This is a genomic window from Deinococcus phoenicis, from assembly GCF_000599865.1.
GTDB lineage: Bacteria > Deinococcota > Deinococci > Deinococcales > Deinococcaceae > Deinococcus > Deinococcus phoenicis.
Window position 1 is genome coordinate 1 of sequence record NZ_JHAC01000011.1, and the last position, 17,558, is coordinate 17,558.

At 64.8% G+C, this 17,558-nt stretch carries 23 protein-coding genes; 4 read left to right on the forward strand and 19 right to left on the reverse strand.

Going from position 1 to position 17,558, the window contains the following annotated elements:
• The 6 genes from DEIPH_RS03165 to DEIPH_RS03190 form a co-directional block, all read right to left on the reverse strand.
• A partial coding sequence (locus DEIPH_RS03165; RefSeq protein WP_034353745.1) for a hypothetical protein occupies positions 1–203 on the reverse strand: 203 nt, incomplete at its 3' end.
• 2 nt (positions 204–205) lie between these two features.
• Positions 206–643, reverse strand: a complete 438-nt coding sequence (locus DEIPH_RS03170) for a hypothetical protein (protein WP_034353747.1) — start codon at positions 641–643, stop codon at positions 206–208.
• Between the two features lie 82 nt (positions 644–725).
• Positions 726–2,714 (reverse strand): hypothetical protein, encoded by a 1,989-nt coding sequence (locus tag DEIPH_RS03175; RefSeq protein ID WP_152544762.1) that lies wholly within the window; start codon positions 2,712–2,714, stop codon positions 726–728.
• A gap of 7 nt (positions 2,715–2,721) precedes the next feature.
• On the reverse strand, positions 2,722–3,132 hold the full coding sequence (locus tag DEIPH_RS03180) for a hypothetical protein (RefSeq protein WP_034353751.1): 411 nt from the start codon (positions 3,130–3,132) through the stop codon (positions 2,722–2,724).
• The gene (locus tag DEIPH_RS03185) at positions 3,129–4,520 is read right to left on the reverse strand and encodes a hypothetical protein (protein WP_034353754.1); all 1,392 of its coding nucleotides are present in this window, start codon (positions 4,518–4,520) and stop codon (positions 3,129–3,131) included. The genes DEIPH_RS03180 and DEIPH_RS03185 overlap by 4 nt, the downstream gene beginning before the upstream one ends.
• 58 nt (positions 4,521–4,578) lie before the next feature.
• The gene (locus DEIPH_RS03190; RefSeq protein WP_034353757.1) at positions 4,579–9,258 is read right to left on the reverse strand and encodes a CHAP domain-containing protein; all 4,680 of its coding nucleotides are present in this window, start codon (positions 9,256–9,258) and stop codon (positions 4,579–4,581) included.
• A gap of 744 nt (positions 9,259–10,002) precedes the next feature.
• Here DEIPH_RS03190 and DEIPH_RS20085 point away from each other — a divergent pair.
• Positions 10,003–10,530 (forward strand): hypothetical protein, encoded by a 528-nt coding sequence (locus DEIPH_RS20085; RefSeq protein WP_034353760.1) that lies wholly within the window; start codon positions 10,003–10,005, stop codon positions 10,528–10,530.
• A gap of 119 nt (positions 10,531–10,649) precedes the next feature.
• Here the strand turns inward: DEIPH_RS20085 and DEIPH_RS20915 are convergent, their stop codons facing one another.
• Positions 10,650–10,889 (reverse strand): YqaE/Pmp3 family membrane protein, encoded by a 240-nt coding sequence (locus tag DEIPH_RS20915; protein ID WP_152544764.1) that lies wholly within the window; start codon positions 10,887–10,889, stop codon positions 10,650–10,652.
• A 327-nt stretch (positions 10,890–11,216) separates the two neighbouring features.
• Here DEIPH_RS20915 and DEIPH_RS20920 point away from each other — a divergent pair, with 327 nt between their 5' ends.
• Both DEIPH_RS20920 and DEIPH_RS03200 read left to right on the forward strand, forming a co-directional pair.
• On the forward strand, positions 11,217–11,375 hold the full coding sequence (locus tag DEIPH_RS20920; protein WP_407636493.1) for a plasmid mobilization protein: 159 nt from the start codon (positions 11,217–11,219) through the stop codon (positions 11,373–11,375).
• 296 nt (positions 11,376–11,671) lie between these two features.
• Positions 11,672–11,860 carry a hypothetical protein gene (locus DEIPH_RS03200; RefSeq protein ID WP_034353762.1) on the forward strand — a complete coding sequence of 63 codons (189 nt, stop codon included), beginning with the start codon at positions 11,672–11,674 and terminating at the stop codon, positions 11,858–11,860.
• Here DEIPH_RS03200 and DEIPH_RS03205 read toward each other — a convergent pair.
• The 10 genes from DEIPH_RS03205 to DEIPH_RS20090 form a co-directional block, all read right to left on the reverse strand.
• A complete protein-coding gene (locus DEIPH_RS03205; protein ID WP_152544765.1) occupies positions 11,857–12,102 on the reverse strand; it encodes a hypothetical protein in 246 nt (81 codons plus the stop codon). The genes DEIPH_RS03200 and DEIPH_RS03205 overlap by 4 nt on opposite strands.
• A 27-nt stretch (positions 12,103–12,129) precedes the next feature.
• Complete coding sequence (locus tag DEIPH_RS03210; RefSeq protein WP_034353768.1) at positions 12,130–12,435, reverse strand: hypothetical protein; 306 nt, start codon at positions 12,433–12,435, stop codon at positions 12,130–12,132.
• Positions 12,436–12,479: 44 nt separating this feature from the next.
• The gene (locus DEIPH_RS03215; protein ID WP_152544766.1) at positions 12,480–12,839 is read right to left on the reverse strand and encodes a hypothetical protein; all 360 of its coding nucleotides are present in this window, start codon (positions 12,837–12,839) and stop codon (positions 12,480–12,482) included.
• Positions 12,823–13,029 carry a hypothetical protein gene (locus DEIPH_RS03220; protein WP_152544767.1) on the reverse strand — a complete coding sequence of 69 codons (207 nt, stop codon included), beginning with the start codon at positions 13,027–13,029 and terminating at the stop codon, positions 12,823–12,825. The genes DEIPH_RS03215 and DEIPH_RS03220 overlap by 17 nt, the downstream gene beginning before the upstream one ends.
• A gap of 41 nt (positions 13,030–13,070) precedes the next feature.
• Entirely contained in the window at positions 13,071–13,547 is a 477-nt protein-coding gene (locus DEIPH_RS03225) for a hypothetical protein (RefSeq protein ID WP_152544768.1), read from the reverse strand.
• A gap of 73 nt (positions 13,548–13,620) precedes the next feature.
• A complete protein-coding gene (gene gp17, locus DEIPH_RS03230) occupies positions 13,621–13,995 on the reverse strand; it encodes a tail completion protein gp17 (protein ID WP_034353779.1) in 375 nt (124 codons plus the stop codon).
• The gene (locus tag DEIPH_RS03235) at positions 13,992–14,375 is read right to left on the reverse strand and encodes a hypothetical protein (protein WP_152544769.1); all 384 of its coding nucleotides are present in this window, start codon (positions 14,373–14,375) and stop codon (positions 13,992–13,994) included. The genes gp17 and DEIPH_RS03235 overlap by 4 nt, the downstream gene beginning before the upstream one ends.
• The gene (locus DEIPH_RS03240; RefSeq protein ID WP_034353786.1) at positions 14,372–14,743 is read right to left on the reverse strand and encodes a hypothetical protein; all 372 of its coding nucleotides are present in this window, start codon (positions 14,741–14,743) and stop codon (positions 14,372–14,374) included. The genes DEIPH_RS03235 and DEIPH_RS03240 overlap by 4 nt, the downstream gene beginning before the upstream one ends.
• A gap of 3 nt (positions 14,744–14,746) precedes the next feature.
• Positions 14,747–15,115, reverse strand: coding sequence for a hypothetical protein (locus DEIPH_RS03245; protein ID WP_034353788.1), 369 nt, complete (start codon positions 15,113–15,115; stop codon positions 14,747–14,749).
• Between the two features lie 15 nt (positions 15,116–15,130).
• Positions 15,131–15,283, reverse strand: a complete 153-nt coding sequence (locus DEIPH_RS20090) for a hypothetical protein (RefSeq protein WP_161636026.1) — start codon at positions 15,281–15,283, stop codon at positions 15,131–15,133.
• Positions 15,284–15,779: 496 nt separating this feature from the next.
• On the opposite strand from DEIPH_RS20090, the gene DEIPH_RS20925 reads away from it, so the two are divergent.
• Positions 15,780–16,064, forward strand: a complete 285-nt coding sequence (locus DEIPH_RS20925) for a hypothetical protein (RefSeq protein WP_407636494.1) — start codon at positions 15,780–15,782, stop codon at positions 16,062–16,064.
• On the opposite strand, the gene DEIPH_RS03255 is transcribed toward DEIPH_RS20925, so the two are convergent.
• Positions 16,061–17,143, reverse strand: coding sequence for a hypothetical protein (locus DEIPH_RS03255; RefSeq protein ID WP_034353792.1), 1,083 nt, complete (start codon positions 17,141–17,143; stop codon positions 16,061–16,063). The genes DEIPH_RS20925 and DEIPH_RS03255 overlap by 4 nt on opposite strands.
• Before the next feature lie 12 nt (positions 17,144–17,155).
• Complete coding sequence (locus DEIPH_RS03260) at positions 17,156–17,545, reverse strand: hypothetical protein (protein WP_034353794.1); 390 nt, start codon at positions 17,543–17,545, stop codon at positions 17,156–17,158.
• Between the last annotated feature and the right edge of the window lie 13 nt (positions 17,546–17,558).

Consider the following 17,558-nt stretch of genomic DNA (forward strand, 5'->3'; position numbering starts at 1 on the left):
AGGGGAGGCGTGGCCCAGCCATAGCCGCCCGGTGTCCGCGTCAGCACCTGCCCCGGCGTGCCGCCCGAAGGCAGCCCGACGCCAGAGCCGTCCCCAGTCAGGTGCGCGGTCAGCGGGTTGCTCTCCGTCCCGTCCCCGGTGATGGTGGTGCCGTCGGTGCTGACCGCGTTTTGCAGGCCGATGGTGATGTTCTTGATGGTCATGTTCAGTTCTCCTTCGTGTAGGTGATGCTCAGCTTCGGGTTGCCACCTGCCGCCACGGCCTTCAGCGTCCGCAGGTCCGGCCCGCTGACCTGCCACACGCTCCCGTCCCCCCACCGCTCGCCGTCCGCCGGGGTCGGGTCCGGTGCGGCGGTCGCAATCCGAGCCACGCCCCCTTCCACGCCGATGCGCGCGCCCGTCGCCTCGGCAGGGATGTTGGGGAGGGCCTGGGCCTGGCCGGTCAGGACGAGGGTGGTGCGGGAGAGGGAGGTGGTCTGGGTGGGGGCGCCGGTGCCGCCTCCGCCCAGTTGCCCGCTTTTCACTGGGACCATCTTCCCCGCCGCCTGGTCGAACACGTACAGCGCGACGGGCGCTACCTTCTCGTAGTCCACGCTGTCGGGGTCGCGGTTCTCCGGGATACCGTTGCTGCGAACGTTCGTCATCTCTCACCTCAATCAGCCAAAGCGAGCGCCCCCACGCGCGGGCTGAAGCGCGGGCGGGGGCGGGATTGGGGTCGCTACGGAATCACGCCAGCTTGAAGGCCGTGAAGGTGGTGATCTGCGCGGTCCCGCCGTAGAGCTGGCGAGAGACGTTGGTGGTTTCGAGGCGCACGTCTACCTTGTCCCCGGTGTTCAGCCGGATGATGGTGCCACCGATCAGCGTGGCGGAGACACCAGTGGCGTTGATTTTCGCCACGTGCTCACCGACTTTTCCGGCCTCCACGTTGTTGACGAAAAACGACGCATTCAGCACGTCGCCATCGGTCAGGTTGACGCACACCAGCGAGGAGCGCAGGTCGTAGATACCCGTTGAGGGTACGGTGAACACGGTCCCGTTGAAGGTGGCCGCACCATCGGTGATGGTGTCGAAGTTGACGATGGCCTTGCCCGGCGAGGTTGCCCGGTAGGCACTCGAATACGCCCGGACAAACACGACGCTCCCCCCGCCCGTGGTTGCCCCGAGCTGGTAGATGTTCCCCGCACTGTCCATCGCCCAGAACTTCCCGCTGCGGGCATACGTCACCACCCGCCCGGCTGGCGGTTTTGTCGGGTCGGCGGCGAGTTCGCGCCACTCCGCCCCGCCCGAGGCCCGGAGCAACAGATTGATGTTCCCCCGGTTCGAGCCGGATTTGCTGTCGTAGAAGGCAATATCGAGGTTGGGGAAAAACTCCTGCCGCGCGTAGCTCCAGAAGTTCCCGCCGTAGTTGCCGGTCTGGACGATCATCATGCCCTGAAGCGGTTTGCTCTGGTCACGGACATTCGTGCGGTCGATGAACCGGCTGGCCTCCCAGTAGGCCATGTCGTCCCACAGTGCCGTGCCGCCTGCCGTGGGGTTCTGGTAGCCGATAGCGGCGCGTTCCAACCCGTTTTTATCCAGAAACCGGACGGCACTGGGGGCATCGTCGGCCAGGTTCTGCACGCTCACCACGTTGTTCAGCGGGAAGTTCGCCACGAAATGGTGTTCTGTGGCTTCCCCCTTCACCACGATGCCGCCCTTCACGCTCAGGGCCGCCGCTTCCCCCTGGCCGGGGGCATCGTAGCCCGCGCGGTATGCCCCGCTGCCACCCACCTGAAGGCTGTTCACGGCGGGGTCGAGGCCACCGGTCCCGGCTGCGCCCTGCTGCGCGATCACCTCCCAATTGGTGCTGTCCCCGCTGGGGGCGGTGGCGGTCTTCCCGGCCACCTTGCGGCGGTAACTGGAGCCGCTGTAGGTCACGGCATCGTTGACCGCGTAGGTGGTCGCGGCGGCCCACGCTCCCCGCCACGTGAGGCCAGCCGGACCAGCGGGCAGGGTCAGATTCAGCGTCTGGTTCGGGGCCGCGCCTGTCAGGCTGGCGCTGGCCGCGCTACCCGCCGCGCCCGTCGTCACGGTTCCGATGCTCAGCGTGCTGGCTGGCCCCGGTTCCCCTTTCGCCGTGTTGGCAAGGCTCTCCGCACGCTGCGCCTGCGCCTTGGCGTAGTCCCCCTGGGCCTGCGCGTAGTCTCCCTGCGTGCCCGCATAGCTCGCCGCGTCATTGGCGGCCCCCATCGCCGCATACGCGTCCTGAGCACCCGCATATGCATCCTGCGCGGCAGCGTAGGCGTCCTGCGCGTTGGTTTGCGCCTGAGCCGTCGCCGTCAGCAGGTTCGTGATCTGCGCCTCGGTCGCCAGGACCGCGCCGCTGGCCCCGAGGGCGGACCCGTCCCACTTCCCGCCTCCAGTGTCGCGGGGGTGGCCGACCGCTGCATCCCAGGGAACACCCCGCACCCCTGGCCCGCGTGGCACTATTCGGACCCTCACCAGCGGCGGCACGGGGTCGCCTATCTCGCCGCCGTAGACCATCAGGGGGCCGTTTCCGGCCTTGTTGAGCAGGGAGGCAAACCCGCCCGTGACCGCTCCCACCTGCCCCTCGAACTGCCCGCCCGCCGCCTGCGCGGCCACCATGTAGGACCGCTCATACTCCACAACGACCGGACTGCCCGTCATGCCCGGCTGCGCCTGCACTTTCAAACTGACTTCGAGTAACTTTGCCATGTCTCTCCTACCAGAAAAATGAATCCGTGCTGTCGGGGTCCGGCACGCTCGCCAGAATCAGCGTCACCGTCAGCGCCGCCCGCCCACTGTGGCTGCCCGCAGGCACCGCCAGCAGGGAACTGGAGGCCAGCGCCACCTCGCCCCGCCCGTCCCGGTCTATGGCCGTGGCCGCCCGGAGCGCCTGTTGCAACTCGCGCAGGGAGAGGCTGAGTTCCGCCTCCGTTTTGAACCGCACCTCACCCGTCAGGGTCAGCGGCACGGGGTCCGGGAGGCCGTCGCTGAGGTCCGTCACGTCCCGGTAGCCCCGTCCCCGCACGAGGTTGTGACTGACCGCCGTGAGGGAGAGCGCGGAAGGCGTCAGCGTGCCGGGCAGGGGAATGCGCCCATTGGGGGTCGTGAGCCAGTAGCGTTCCCTCATGTCCGCCCCCGCGTCTGACCCCGATAGGGCAGCGCCGCCGTGAGAATGCGGGTACTCGCTTCACTCCGGTTCCACGTCACGACCGCACCCGCCGCGTACTGCGAGACGCCGCCGGGCAGGCCGTCCACCCGGAACGGCGGCACATGCACGCCGGGCAGGTTGAACTCATAGGTCGGCCCCACCGCGTAGGGCATGTTCCAGCCGCGCGGCATGGTGAGCGTGCGGGCGCGTTCATACTCGCGGGTGATGACGCTGCGGGCCGAAATCAGCTTGAACGTGTTGCGGTCGCTCTCTGGGCCACTGCTGGGCACGTCCCCGCTGACCGTGATGTACACGTCGGTCAGCGCCGTATTTGCCAGGATGGCGGCGTAGCCCCAGAGTTCGGCAGGCACCTCGAAATCCTGCGTGAACACGCCGCTGAGCCGTATTGACATGGCCCCCAGGACGGCAGGCTGCAAGCCTCCCCGGTTCATCCGCACCGTCAGCGTGATGGGGTAGGGCGAGTTGATCGCCACCTCGTACTGGAGGCGGAGAATCAACTTCCGCACGATGCCGAGGTCCACCGGGCGCTGCCCTGCCGCGCGGTAGGCCTGTGCGTCCATCACCCAGAGCGTGGTGTTCCCCGCCCCGGTCATCTGGTAGGCCTGCCCCACCCCGCTGTTGCTGATATTGCCCGTCGCCAGCTCGTCCACCGTCTCCGTCATCGGGTCCGGCGTAATGGTGGCGAAGCGGCGCGGCGCGAACGGCGGCACGTCCGGGCGGCTGTAGGTCCGCACCGGGAAGTCCGGCCCCGCCTGATAGGTCGCGTCGGTCAGATAGTCCGTGACCGTCCAGCCGAGGGAGCGCAGGCCATAGGCGCGGCTGTCGAGGGTATAGACGCCGGGCGTGGCGCTCTCGGGCCGCCCGATCACCCCCGTCAGGTCCGCCGTCACCCCCGCCTCGCTGTTCGGGTACGGCTCCAGGGCGTCGTCCACGGCCTGCTGGCGCGTTTTGCTGCTGTCCGGCGCGGGCATGGTCACGCCGTAGGCTTTGGCCCCCCCCGGCGTGAGGCCCGCCCCGTTCAGCGCGGCGCTGCTGTCCCCCGGACGGCCCAGATACGTGGTTTCCAGACCGACCAGGGGAATGCCGCTCAGCTCGCCCCGTTGCACGATGGCGGCCTCCGCGATGCCCGCCGCGATGAAGCCGGTGCCTAGCTCGCTTTCCAGCCGCACGCGAATCATGCGCGGCCATGCGCGGCCTTCCCAGGCGCTCGGCACGCTGGACAGGCCGATATTGCCCGAACGCAACGTGCCCAGGGGGCCATAGCTGAGCTGCACAGTGATGGCCGCCGCGCTGAACGTCTCATCCGGCGTGCCGAATGGCGGCGCGTCGTGCGCCTCGAATGACATGCGGGTCGGCTTCCATGCCGACCCGCCTTTGCCTGCGGTGATGTTGATGTTCCACCTCCTAGCGGAGTGCGCCCCAATCGAGTTCTTTGCGTCCCAGCAGCCGGTCCAGACGGTCAGCCACCGCCGCAAAGACGCCGACTCCGCCCACAAATGCCTGCGTCCCCGCCGTAAATTGCGGGAGGGCCTGCGCGAGCGTCAGGACGTTGCTGCTGAGCGTGCTGAGCACGTCGAAGTTGATAGAGCTGGTGATGCTCGCGGGCATCTCCACCTTGATGGCTTTGGTGTCCACCAGACCGGGCACCGTTTCCGGCTGCCCCTGCATGACGGCGATGCGCCCCTGAAGCGCCTCGATCTGTCCCTTGAGCCGGTCGCGTTCCGCCTGCGTGGTCGCGTTGTTGTAGCGGTCCTGCAACGTGCCGAGCTGCTGCTGCAACTCGGTGATGCTGCCCTGGGCCGCCGCTTTCTCCCCGTTCAGGCGAGTCAGTTCCTTCTCTCTGGCCTCAATCTCGGCCCGGATACGGTCCCGTTCGGCGTCGGTGGTGGCGAGGCTGAGTTTCTGTTGCAGGTCGCTGATTTCGGCCTGAAGAGCGGCGATGGAGCCGGACGGGGGGGCTTTTGGCTGCCCCTGCCCGAAGCCCGGCAGGGTCGGGGCCACCTGCTGCCAGGTGTCGGTGATGCCCTGATACCCGGCCCGGATGCCCCCCATCAGGCGGTCGAGTTCGGCCTGTTCCTCAGCGGAGATGCCGTCCTTTTCCAGCGCCTTTGCGCGGGCATCGGTGTACGCCTTGATCTGTTCTTCCAGGCCGCTGCTCATGACGATGGCCTTCAGCGCCATTTTCGCCACGAGCGAATTCATGGACTTCTCGAAGGCTTCCTGGGTGCCCGTGAAGTCCCCCATCTCGAAGGCGTTCATGAGGCTGGAATCCAGCAGGCTGCTGAGGGTCTGCCCCAGTTCTCCGAAAATCTCAGCCGCCGTGATTTGGAGCTTGGCGGCGGCGTCGCTCATGACCTGGGGGCCAGTGCCCGTCAGGCCCCACCACAGGCGGGTGAAAAAGTTGCTGTTTGCCAGTTTCTCGCGTGCGGCGGCGTCGGCCTTCAGGGCATCGGCGTAGAGGTTTTTGAACATGCCCACGCCGTCCTGCGCCACTTTCTTTTCCGCTTCCGCCACTTCCAGCAGGCTCTTCTTCCACGCCCGGATGCCGGGGTCGAGGTTGTCGATGGCCTGCCCGAGGTTCATCACGGCGTCCAGGGTCGCCATGATGCCGCCCACAATGTCACCGCTGCTGAACTTGGCGAACGCCTCCACCCCGCTCACGGCGGCGCTGGTCAGTTGCCCGATGCCCTGCACGACCTCGTTGTCAGCCCCGAACAGGGCGAAGGTCTTCTGAACCACCGCCCCGACCTGCTGGATTTGGGTTTTGAGCTTGTCAAATTTATCGGTGGCCGTCACCGTGACCGGCAGCATGTTCCGCAGATTCGCGGCCAGATCGCGGTAAGAGGCGGACAGCTTTGCGCCCTCCTCGCCATTGCCCTGCACGGCGACGGCCATGCGCTCCATCTGCTCCGAGAGCGGCCCGGCCTGATTGGCGAAGGCTTCCAGGCTGATCTTGCCCGTCTCGTAGCTCTTGACCAGCTCATCGCCCTGCTTCACCACGTCTTCAAACTGCTTTTCGGCGTCAGACTGGAACGGCTCAAGCGGCTCAGCGTTGATGCTGCTGATGATGGATTTCAGGATGCCCAGTTCTGTACTCGTGAGCTTCCCGGCGGTGTAGGCGGCGTCCAGGTCCTTGACGATGCCGTCCAGCCGCAGGGGGTCTTTCAGCTTGTCCCCCATATCCCAGAGCTGCTTGCTCCACTCGGTGAAGTAGTTCGCCGCCTGCCCGCCCGGCATCATCATGTTCTGCGAATCCGGCGCATTCAGGCCATTGCCGCCCGGCAGCTTAAGATTCTCAAAGTTGCCCGGCTTGAGGCCCTGATAGAAATCCCGCTGAATCTGGGTCAGGCGGCCTATCAGCAGCGCTTTGAGCGGTGCCCACTCCTCATCGTCCCCGATGGCGGCGATGAACCCCCGGATGGCCTCTTCCCCGAGGGGGGCAAAATCGGCGGAATCCAACTTGCCCAGCTCTGCCCGGAAGCGGTCACGGCCTTCCGCGCCCAGTTCGGTCCAGAACCGCTCCCCGAAGAAGCTGTTCGCCTCGCCCCCCAGGAAGCCCAGCAGGGACGCCGCGCCCGCCTTGCCCATGCCGCGCACGGTGTCCCGGTCGGCAAAATCCTTGTCGTCGGCGGCCTGATCGGCCATGACGGCCAGCGCATCGGCGGCCTGATCGGCGCGGCCCCGGATGACCTCCAGAAACCGCGCCGCCTGCTCCAGTGCCCCCCGGTCCAGAGCGGCATTCAGACGGTCGATCTCACCCGTGAGGAGGCTGACCGCTTCGCCCACGACTGCCCCGCGCCCTGCCGCCTCCATCACGGCGTCCAGAGCGGCATTCAGGACGCCCATAGCCCCTTCCCGGTCCCCGAGGTCGTCCAGATCACCCGCGAGGGCAATGGCCTGCCCGGCGGCGGCCTGCTGGGCCTGGGCGCTGGCCTCCAACTGGTCATCAAGGTCTGAGAGGCCCTGACGGTAGTGCTCGGCGGCGTCCCCGGCCTGGACGGTCGCCCAGGCGGATTTCCGCGCCCCTTCGATGTAGGTGTTTTGCGAGAGGCCCGCCTCCTCGGCTTTGCGGCCCAGCGCGTTGAAGCTCTTCAGAGCCGCCTGCTGGGCTTCCTCATCGAAGGTCCCCGCCTTGACCTTCTCGCGGATGCCTTCGGCCAGCTTGCTGTATTCCTCCCGCAGCGTGCGGATGCTGCTGGTCGTGGCCTTCGCCGCGCCGTCGATGGCCTGATTCCGCGTGGCGAGGGCGGCGGCGGCGGCAGTGTCATAGGCGGCGTTCGCAGCGTCGATTTCCGCCTGCTTGTTCGGCCCTTTGGCGGCGGCCACACGGCGGTCCCGCTTCATGTCGGCCAGCTTCAGGGCCGTCTGGTATTCCTCTTCCGCGTATTTCTCGATCAGGGCCTGCTGCTTGACGAGGTTGCCCTCATTGGCCCGGATTTCCGCATCGTGGATGGTTTTCAGGCGGGCGGCGGTCGCTTCCGCCTTCTCCACCTTCAGGCCGGAAAGTTCCTGCTGAAGCTGTTTTTCCTCCTGCTGGCGCTGGGCGCTGACCTGCTGCACGGCCTGGAGCTGCTCGCGCTGCGCCCGGAGGTTCGCTTGCCGTTCGTTCTCGCGGTTCACCCCGAGGCGGCGGGCGGCCTCAGCATCGGCGGCGACCGTGCCGAGCGCCTTCGCTTCCGCGCTCTTGCGCCACACGGCCACCTGCTCATCGGCCTGACGCTTGATTTCCGCGTTCAGCGCGTAGGTAGCCGACAGAATGCGGGGGTTCGTCTCTTTGGCGATGCGCTCGCGGTCAGCGGCGGTCTTGCCTTCCAGCGTGAGGCGGGCCGCCTGCTGGTCCTTGAGGTCGGCCAGGGCGTCCTGGGCGCGTTTCACGTCCTGCTGACGGACAGCCTGCTGGACGGCGGTGTAGGCGGCGGCGGCGCGTTGGGTGTGCTGCTCACGCTCGCGGGCAGCCTTGTCCTGGTCCTGTTCGGCCTGCTTCGCGTTCTGCTGGCGGACACGGTAGGCGGCTCCTTCCGCGTCGAATACGGCTTTCTTGGCCTTGCTCTCCCCTATCCAGGCGTCCACATTGGCCTGCGCGGCGCGTTTGGCCTCGCTGCTGCCCGTCGCCTGCGCGGCCTCAAGCGCCTTGAACAGCTTCAGCGCGTCGGAACCGTAATTTTTCAGGTCGGAAGCGGTCGCCTGATACGTGCCGCTGGTCTTGGCCCCTTCCTTCTGAATGGCCTTCAGGGCTTCCGCGTTGCCACTGCTGGCCTTCTGGAACTTCTCCAGCTCGCGCGTGGCAGTGATGACCGCTTGCGTGAGAGGGACACTCTTGGGGTCTTTCTTGAGGGCCGCCTGTGCCGCTTCCAGCGCGGCGGTGAGCTGCTGGGCACGGACGATCTGGGCGGCGGTAACGGGGGATTCCTTGGCGCTGGCGGGGTTGGGGGTGTTGTCCCTGGCAAAGGGTGAGGTGGGGGCGCGGTAAAAGGTAGCTTGCCCCAGATCACTTCCGATGCCGCGCACGCGGGTGATGCCGTCACGCCCGTTCTTCTGTGTGCCGGGATTGTCAACGACCTGAATCTGGCCGTCCTTGACCCCTGCCACGACGCCCGCGTGCATCCCGCTCCCTGCACCATAAGAGACGCCATTGCCCGTCTTAAAGATGATGAGGTCGCCGGGTCGCGCCTGATCGGCTTTGACCTGCACGAACCCCGATGCCTGAGCGTTCTTCTCTAACGAGGGAACCCAGGCATTCTGAACCGCTGTCCCCTTCACCTTCACGCCCAGCTTGTTCAAGATTTCGTAGGCGATGATGGCGCAATCAGAGGCAACACGGGAATCGTTTTTGAAGGTGTCCTTGAGCGACGAAATGAAGTCATAGGAGAACTTGGCCGCGCCCTCTGTGGTGTTCGGCGTGTCTTGCCACCAATTCTTAGACGATTCCCGAATGCGGGTGCTAGCAGCATTAGCGGCGGCGGCGGCGTCAGTTGTGGCGCTTCCGAAGGCGACAATATCCGCCCACCCTGCCTTCACCGATTCCACGCCCCAGGCCGACCCCTGCTGAACGCCATTCACGATGTTGCCGGGGGCGCTCCGCATGGCCTCAAGGTTGTTCCCTACTGCCTTGCCTACTGTTTCCCACGCGCCGCTAAAGTCACCTGACTTGAACTGCCCCCAAGCTTTCTGGAGGGCAAGCAAGCTATCCATAGATGTGCTGAACAGCCGCTTGATTTCTGTCAGGGCGGCGTCAATCCCGCCCACCAAACCTCCGCCCACGGCCAGACCGAACCCAACAAGGACGGTGGCGATACCGCCCGCTGCCTTGCCCACATCGGTCATGAGGCCCAGCATCACGCGCAGAGCGCCCGTGGCGTCCACAACAGCAACCGCGACGGCAGTAATAGCAGGCTTGAGGGTGTCCTTATTCGTTTGTGCCCAATCCAACGCAGACTTCAGCGCCCGCGTCTGTTCATCCATCAGGGCAGAGACGGCGGGGAGGAGTTGTGCGCCTATCTCGTTTCGGAGTTCCTGCTTTGCTCTGAGATTGTCATTTTCACTTTTGGTCAGGCCGCGTAGATAAATATCCTGATCTGCAACCTCAGACTTTGTTTCCTTCAGGATGGCATTCAGGCCAGCCGTGATACGTTCTTGGTCGGTTAGTTCACGGCTCGTTGCCTTGATTTCTTTTTTGTACTTGTCATAAACAGGCCCGAAATTAGTAATCAGTCCATAATTTTCTACCAATTCCGAACGCCCTGTAACTAGAGCAGTCGAGACGGCATCCCACGCTTCTCCAATGTTCTTACCTTCACGGGCGGCACTTGCGCCCACAGCAATAAATGCTTGCTGTACCTGCTGAAGGCTTGCGCCATTGCGAAGAAGTGTTTCGGCAGATTTCATGGCCGTGGCGTCTGCAACGCCGTATTTGTCGGCCAGCCCCTGAATGATGCCGCTTGCGGCTGCCACGCTCTGCCCGCTGCGCTGCACACTGCGCTCAAAAGCTGTCTGTGCATTCTCGGCAGCCTGGCTCTCTTTGGCGAGCGTCACAAGCTGCTGAATCATCTGATTGCCCGTCCAGGCAGCGGCGGCGGCAGTGGCAGCGCCTATGGCCCCTCGCAGGGCCACAAACTGCGCTCCCAGCCCCGCCGTGCCTGCTGTAGCCTGCTGGGCGTTTGTCTGGAAGTTGCGGTCAAAAGCGCGGGCGGCCTCCCGGCCAGCTTCTGCACCGGCTTGCTGCCCCTGTTTGCCAAACTCGCCATTCTCGAACAGTTTTCCTTGATTCTGCCGCTTGAAGGCGTCCCCAAACGCTTTAGAAGCTTCCTGGCCCGCCCGCTCAGTCTCTTGTGTGGCCGTGCGCAGGTCGCGGCGTAGAGCGTCTAGCTCACCAGTCAGCTTTACGACCAGAGTATCCAAGATTTCCGACATATCGCCTCCTTTCAGGGGCATGAAAAAAACCGCCCGGAGGCGGTCTGTTAGCCCCGTGCGGGGCGCTAAGGGTTGTGATTCTGGTTCAGGATGGCTTGCCCTGCTGGAGTGCTCAGCGGAACCGTCTGTGGGTTCCCGCAGGCCGCGCACACCTCACGGCGGGCGCTCAAGCGCCACAGGCTGTAAATCACGCCGGGGATGATGAAGAACAGCCATAGGACAAGCTCAATCAGAAAAGAGCCGGGAGTGACGCGGCGGGGCGGGCCGACATAGCGGCAGACGGGGCAGGCGACAGCTTGTTGCATGGGGCACAGCTTAAACCGCCCCGAAGGGCGGCGTTGGCTAGTCTACGGCTTGTTGCTCAGTGAAAGGCGTGGGGGTGCCCGCAATGTTCGCAGGGGCCAGTCAGCGCGGGAACTTCTGGGGACTTGCCGTCATAATGGTGCATGAACGCACCTCCTAAGGGTGAGTCCTGAATAGCCCCCACGGTCCCCGCAAGAGATGGCGGGGGCTTTTCAGGTGTTCTCACCCTATCCCCGTTAACAAGTGTTGTCAAGAGTTTACGGGGAGGGTATGATGCCTCCATGACCGCTTACCCTTTGCCTATGCCACCAAAGCCCACCAAAAGCCCTATGACAACTGAGCGCCCCCACGTGGTAGGGGTCAGGCTCAGCAAGGAGGAGTATCGAGCCGTTGCCGCTCGTGCTGAGGCGGAGGGGCTGAGGCCCGGAACCTATGTCCGCCGCCTTGTCCTGCTCAGTCTCAAGGATGATTTGCCTGAGAAGGAATAGGGCACGCTGAGCGTGCTCAATTCCACTAGACCCGCTCCCAGCGGGCTTTTTTTGTTGCCGCCATTCAGGGCATGGAACGTGGCAACGTGAACCGCCTGCTACAAGGCAAGAGCGGGAAGGTGCCGGAAGCATGGAACGAAATCTTCAGTGCTCTCGGACTCAAACTTGTTGCTATCTCTGAACCAGAGCCACATAAGCCCCAGCCCTAGCCCGCCCCCCCAAATCTTCGCCCCGGCCAGCGTGCCGGGGCTTACCTTTGGCGGGAAGGGAGGTGAACTATGGATATACCGAATGGGATGTTCTCCCTGCTGATTCACGTCGCCCGGCTGACCGCGCAGGTCGCCGTGCTGGAAGGCAAGGAGAAAGAAGTGGCCGTCCAGCGTGCAATGACGGAGTTTGATGGGCTGGCACAGGACATGCAGCTTTCAATACCTGATGCAAGACGCGCCCAACTGGAGAGGATGATTCGGGACTTCGTGGCCTAGCGGGAGAGGGGCCAAACTTGCTCTTTGTCGTCTAGCAGTTTTCCCATCCGCTCAGCCGACGACGTAAGTGATGTTCCCCATTCATCCTGGCCGATGATTTCGCGGAACTGAACTGAGCTTACCGCGCCCTGCACCACCTGTAACAAGGTGGTCAGGGCGTTTGCGTCATCGGCTCCGGGGATTTCCAAAGCAAGCCGCACGGCCATGCCGTCCTTGGTGCTGAGGTTCATTTCTGCTTTCATGCTCCATCTCCTCTCAAACTTGAAAACTCAGGCGCTGAACAGATTCAGCAGGCGTTGACTCACCACGCCCAGCCGGAGGCCCAGCCTCATAGCCTCGGCCTGTTTCCCGGCCAGCGTGAGGCGCACTTCCCCGCCCTTGCCTGTCTCGGTCAGGCGTGCGAAGCCCAGCAGGTAATCCCCCAGCTCTGTATTCTTCGCCCCACCCATCGTTGCGCCGATCACCTGCGCCAGCAGCGCCGTATGGGCGTGTCTGCGAAACTCAATCATGCTGAGGCGGTTCAGCAGGCCGGACACAATCGGCCAGGGCATGTAGGGGATGCGCTCAGGGTCCACGGCGGGATAATTGGCGCACAGCAGGGCCGTGACGGTGGTCAGGTCTAGCTCTTGCTCTTCCTGCCCGGTTTTCCCTCTGCCCCGCCTTCCGCCTCATTCTCACGGGTAGCGGCAAAGAGGCGGGAAACGGCGGTGGCAATCGCACTGATTTCGTCCTGTTCAAGCGGGGCATTCGCCAGTTGCTCGAACGCCACATGATCCACAGGCTCGCAGCGCCACTGGGTGAACACGCTGAAGGCCCGCAGGATGAACAGGGGCGAGGCAGGGTCGCCCTCCAGGCTGGCGAAGGTCAGCTTCTCAGCCGTGGTGAGGTAGGGATACACAGGGATGGTGATGCCTACAGCCTCCACGGTTTCAGAGGTCTTAGGCGCGAGGGCAACAGCATTTTTAAGGATTAGAGGCATTCACGATCTCCAGTTCCACGGCTTCATACATGGCGTCCTGAAGCTCAGGCAGCCGCACCGTCAAAAGGGTTTCTTTGTTGTCGGCATCAAAAAAGCGGGCGGGGGCGTCCTGCGCGGGGATTGCCCCATCACACAGGAGCAACCCCACACGGAGAACGCCGCCCGCCCGCACGCAGTCCAGGCCGATCACGCGGCAAGACCCGCGCTCAGTAGGGAGGGCGGCCAGCAACATCAGGGCGTGACGGTGGGCGTGGTGAAGGTGGCGACACCCTGAATCACGAACGTCACGGCCACCTGCGCCACGTTGTCCATGTTCAGCGTCACATTGAACTGCGAGAGCTGCACCGCGTACTTCAGCGTGTGGCCGGTGGGGGTCGCCAGCTCGTCCAGTGCCTCGATGAACAGGTAGCCGTAGCTGTTCGCCTCGTAGGCGTCATGCAGAGCGTCATAGCCGGGGTCACTGGGGACCATGTTGATGGTCAGGGACACCGTACCACTGCGGCCCTCGGCCCAGGTCATGTCGAAATCGCCATAATCCGTTCCGAACTCACGGAGGGTCTGCGTCTGCCGGGTGTCGTTAATGCTGACGTTGCCGCTGATGTGGTCCTTGATAGTGGTGAAGGTGCCGGGTGCGCCCGCAGCCTCGGGGGCATACAGGACGCGAACGCCTTTGCGGCGCACATAAGCGGTAGGACGGCGGTTAGCCATGTGAATCTCCTTTGCCCTCTCAGGGCATGAAAAAGCCCCCCGTGCTGGGGGGTTGAATGGGGCTTGGTTGCTGCTACGTCAGGCGGCGAAAATCCATGCTGGCGCGGTGCCACACACGGCCCTGGGCGTCCCGCTCTCCCTCGAACGAAAGGGGCGGGGCACCCGAAGGCACGCGCTGCCACCCGGCCCCCTCAAGGGCGAGGCGGGCGGTGTCCGCAGGCAGCGCCGCAGCCGAGGCGACGGCGGACAGCGCCCACACGTCGAGCTGCACCCGCGTATCGGCGGCCCACTCCCCGCCCCAGTCAGCCTCGGGCGGTGCGCTGATGACCGTGACGACCCCGTAAGGGCCAGCCCCGGAGGGCGCGGCCTCATCAGGAAAGACGGTCGGAAGGCCAGCAGCTTTGAGGGTCGCCTTCACGTCAGCGCGGGCTTGCAGGACGGCTTTCATGGCCTGCCTTTGTGCCGCTTCTTAAACGCGTCCAGCGTCGGCCTCACGAATGGGCGGGCGGCCACCCGCCTGGAGCCGAACTCCAGATAGGTGGCGATTTTACCCACCTCCTCCCCAGACGCGGGGTGCTTGATTTTGCCCGCCACGCCGACCGCCCAGGTGAGTGGGTCGAGTTGCACGGCCTGAATACTATTTCTCAGCGTGCCACTCTGTACGGCGGGCGGGTCGCCCGGCGCGGAGGCGCGGTGCTTGCCATACTGCCTGCCCTGACCGGGAGCGGAAAGCGTCTCGCGCAGGTCGCCGTGGTATTCCAGCGCCAGCGCCGCCACCCGCTGAGACGCCTTCTTCTCTATCCGAGCAAGGGCACTCTCTACGCTCATCCCGACCTCCGGCACAGCGCGTCTATCCGGTCCACGCCGCTCACCTGCGTGACCGTCAGGGCCAGGGCGTCCCCGGTGGGAAGCGTGACCGTGAGGGTGGACTCAGGCGTAATCGGCGCGGGCTGGTCAACCACGACCCGCCATGTATCGGAGGAGGAGCCTAGCCCCGCCTTCACCGCGTCTTCCGCGCTGATGCGGGCGGCGTAGCAGGGATAGACCGGGCCGGGCGTGGGCGTTCCCGGCAACGTCTGACCCCACTCATCCTCCACCGGCTCCCCAGGCGTGCCCGGAAGCTGGCAGAGCGCGTCATGGGGCATGAGCCGCTTGAGCTGGTGCCCGGCGCGGCGGATGTTCTCGCGGATGGACATCGTTCACCCCTCGACCACGATCTTCACGCTCCCACTCCCGCGCACCGCCCCTCTGGGCGTGTCAGGCGTGGTCAGGCGCGCGAACTCGGCACGGGCGGCATCGCGGTCTGCGGTCACGCGGGCGAGGCGGGCAGACACGTCCGAGTAGCTGAAGCTGCCCTCAGCGCCGCTTCCCCCCGAAAGCTGCCGCGAGATGAAGGCAGCCTCCAACCCGTACAGCTCCCCCAGCGCCCACGCCCGCCGCGCCGCCGCGTTCTCTGTCACAGAAACGGCCTCGTCCAGCAGGCTATCCAGCAGCGCCGCGTGTTGCGCCGCGCTCAGGCCCAGGGCATCGGCGGGGACGCGCAGGGCCAGATACTCAGCGGGTTCCACTGGCCCTCACCCGCCTTATTCCTTCTCGGTCGGCTTGCGGGTGCGCGGCTTGGCGGTGCCTTCGCCTTCCTGCTCAGGCTCGGGGTTTTCCTGCTCAACGGGACCGAGGTCTTTGCCGAGGGCATCAACGTAACGGCCATCCACGATGTACTTAATCTCTTTAGCCATAGGGAATACTCCTTTTCCGCGTCTGGGACGTGGTAAAATCCAATAGTTAAGCCCCCGCGCTGCTTGCGACAGCCGAGGGCGTGACACCAGAACATTGGAGGTTCTGATGCAACCCAATACTACATGCCAGCACTGCGGCACGTCCTTCTACGTCAAGCCCTTCAGGTTGCGCGAGGGGAACGGTAAATACTGCGGACGCGCCTGCTATAACGCGGCCCGTAACGCCGATAACCCGGTCCTGACATGCGGATGGTGCGAGCGGGGATACCGTTTGCCGCCTTGCCGCAAAGCCACAAGCACGAATACGCGCTTTTGCTCAAGTGCCTGCTATCAGGCCCATAAGCAGGAGAACGTGCGCCCGGTTGAGGAACGTTTCTGGGAGAAGGTGAATCAGCCTGCCCCAGACGCCTGCTGGGAATGGCAAGGGTCAAAGGACGCGAAGGGATATGGGCGCTTTGGATACCGAGGCGGGGGGATTGCCGCTCATCGCTATTCCATGCGTCTGCACTTGCATCAGAACACCCGGCATATGGTGGTCTGCCACCGTTGCGATAACCCCGCCTGTGTCAATCCTGCCCACCTGTACGTCGGCTCTCAAGCTGAGAACATGCGGGACATGCACCGCAAGGGGCGCGGGGGGCGGGCGAAACTTACCTTTGAGCAGGCAGAGGAAATCAGGCAGCGCTATAGCACTGGAGAAAGTTCTATCGCCCTTGCCGCCGCATACGGGGTGGGACGCAATTACATCACTCGCATTGCGCGACGGGAAGTTTGGATTTAACCAAGGGTGGGGGCAGAGTAGACTGTGCTGCCCTTGCCGAACTGCAACACTGCCGCCGCCGTGCGGTTATATGCCCCCAGCCCGTAAGCCGCGTGCATGTATTGGGCCTGCAGGGGGAACGTGGTGATCGCGCCCTTCAGGTACAGACCGACAGGCCCAACGACCGCCGTGGGGTTACGCATCATCAGCGGCTTGTCCGCCGCATTCACGTTCACGGCCAGCGCGTAGCCCTGAGGCACCCACGGCTTCGTCCACAGTTCCGCGTCCCCAAGCATCCCCACGGCCCGGTTGTCGGTGCGGGTAATGTCGCGTGTGGTCTGCGGGATGCCGTCCGCGCCGGGGTAGAACACCAGGCCGGGGCGCTGGTATTCCTTGAAGCTGCCCACCCCTTCAAAGGTGGTGAGGTCGCCCCGGTTGATGTAGATGCGAATCACGTTGTTGTTCTGGTGTTCCGCGATCTCGCTGATGAGGTAGTTGTCTACCTCCACGGCGGTGGGCACACCGGCCACGGCGTTGTAGTGCGTGTGGGCGGCGGGGTCGAAGCTCTCCCCGTTCGGGCCAGTGATGATGGGCTGGCCGTCGCCGTTCGCCAGGGCGCGGATGGTGAGTTCCTTGCGGTCCACCAGTCGGTCCCGGAAAACGTAGTCGGCAGGGCTGAAAATGGCGTTACGGATGCCGCGCGTCAGGCCGTTGATGTGGGCCTTCTGCGCCTGCTGGGCACGGACAGCGATCTGGGCGGGCGTGGCGCGGCGCAGGAAGTCCGCCTCAAAGCCCACCGCGAACTGATGGTCGCGCAGGGGGAAGGCCACGCTTCCCGGCTCGCCCATGCCCTGCGTGGCGCTGCGGGCGCGGCTGTCCACTTCCACCATTTCACCGTCGACCGCGCCGCCGCTCGCCATTTCGCGCTCGGTGGTGACGCCCGCGAAATCGGCCACGATGTCCTGAAGCACGGCGTTGTGGGCGTCAAGGTCGGCCTGAACAGCGGAGGCCACATCCTCAATGCCAAAGTTCATGGCCGTGGTGTCGGTCACGCGCAGCAGGTCTTCCAGCGTGTGCGTATGGGTGTACTTCTGAGTCATGTCAATTCACCTCTAGGCGAGCTTCCCGACGCGAATCACGATGGCGTCGTACTTGGTGACGGCGAGGAGTGCGCCCTGGGCGTCAGCGGCAGTCGCGGCGTCCGCATAACCGCCCGTGGCATTCAGGAAGTAGTTCGCGCCGGGCGTCAGCTCGCCCTCGCTGAGCTTGAAGCGCACGCTCAGGCCGTACACGGTCAGGGGCTCGCCCGCCTTGACGCTCTCCGGGGCAAGGCCGACGAAGGGGCGGGAACCGTCATAGAGGCGGTAGCCGCCAGCGGCGCTAATCATGAGCGCCTGCCCGGCTTTCGTGTCCACCTCGGTCTTGAGGCCACTAATCTGGCCTGCGAACAGGGCCGTGCTGGTGTCGTAGCCCGCACGCGGGCTGAGGGTCTTGTCTGCCATATCAGGTCATCTC

Excerpts from the sequence above, each read along its gene's own strand:
- DEIPH_RS03170 (WP_034353747.1), bottom strand. The coding sequence starts at position 643 with ATGACGAACGTTCGCAGCAACGGTATCCCGGAGAACCGCGACCCCGAC.
- DEIPH_RS03175 (WP_152544762.1), bottom strand. The coding sequence starts at position 2,714 with ATGGCAAAGTTACTCGAAGTCAGTTTGAAAGTGCAGGCGCAGCCGGGC.
- DEIPH_RS03180 (WP_034353751.1), bottom strand. The coding sequence starts at position 3,132 with ATGAGGGAACGCTACTGGCTCACGACCCCCAATGGGCGCATTCCCCTG.
- DEIPH_RS03185 (WP_034353754.1), bottom strand. The coding sequence starts at position 4,520 with ATGTCATTCGAGGCGCACGACGCGCCGCCATTCGGCACGCCGGATGAG.
- DEIPH_RS03190 (WP_034353757.1), bottom strand. The coding sequence starts at position 9,258 with ATGCGGAGCGCCCCCGGCAACATCGTGAATGGCGTTCAGCAGGGGTCG.
- DEIPH_RS20915 (WP_152544764.1), bottom strand. The coding sequence starts at position 10,889 with ATGCAACAAGCTGTCGCCTGCCCCGTCTGCCGCTATGTCGGCCCGCCC.
- DEIPH_RS20920 (WP_407636493.1), top strand. The coding sequence starts at position 11,217 with ATGACAACTGAGCGCCCCCACGTGGTAGGGGTCAGGCTCAGCAAGGAG.
- DEIPH_RS03200 (WP_034353762.1), top strand. The coding sequence starts at position 11,672 with ATGTTCTCCCTGCTGATTCACGTCGCCCGGCTGACCGCGCAGGTCGCC.
- DEIPH_RS03205 (WP_152544765.1), bottom strand. The coding sequence starts at position 12,102 with ATGAAAGCAGAAATGAACCTCAGCACCAAGGACGGCATGGCCGTGCGG.
- DEIPH_RS03215 (WP_152544766.1), bottom strand. The coding sequence starts at position 12,839 with ATGCCTCTAATCCTTAAAAATGCTGTTGCCCTCGCGCCTAAGACCTCT.
- DEIPH_RS03225 (WP_152544768.1), bottom strand. The coding sequence starts at position 13,547 with ATGGCTAACCGCCGTCCTACCGCTTATGTGCGCCGCAAAGGCGTTCGC.
- gp17 (WP_034353779.1), bottom strand. The coding sequence starts at position 13,995 with ATGAAAGCCGTCCTGCAAGCCCGCGCTGACGTGAAGGCGACCCTCAAA.
- DEIPH_RS03235 (WP_152544769.1), bottom strand. The coding sequence starts at position 14,375 with ATGAGCGTAGAGAGTGCCCTTGCTCGGATAGAGAAGAAGGCGTCTCAG.
- DEIPH_RS03240 (WP_034353786.1), bottom strand. The coding sequence starts at position 14,743 with ATGTCCATCCGCGAGAACATCCGCCGCGCCGGGCACCAGCTCAAGCGG.
- DEIPH_RS20090 (WP_161636026.1), bottom strand. The coding sequence starts at position 15,283 with ATGGCTAAAGAGATTAAGTACATCGTGGATGGCCGTTACGTTGATGCC.
- DEIPH_RS20925 (WP_407636494.1), top strand. The coding sequence starts at position 15,780 with ATGCGTCTGCACTTGCATCAGAACACCCGGCATATGGTGGTCTGCCAC.
- DEIPH_RS03255 (WP_034353792.1), bottom strand. The coding sequence starts at position 17,143 with ATGACTCAGAAGTACACCCATACGCACACGCTGGAAGACCTGCTGCGC.
- DEIPH_RS03260 (WP_034353794.1), bottom strand. The coding sequence starts at position 17,545 with ATGGCAGACAAGACCCTCAGCCCGCGTGCGGGCTACGACACCAGCACG.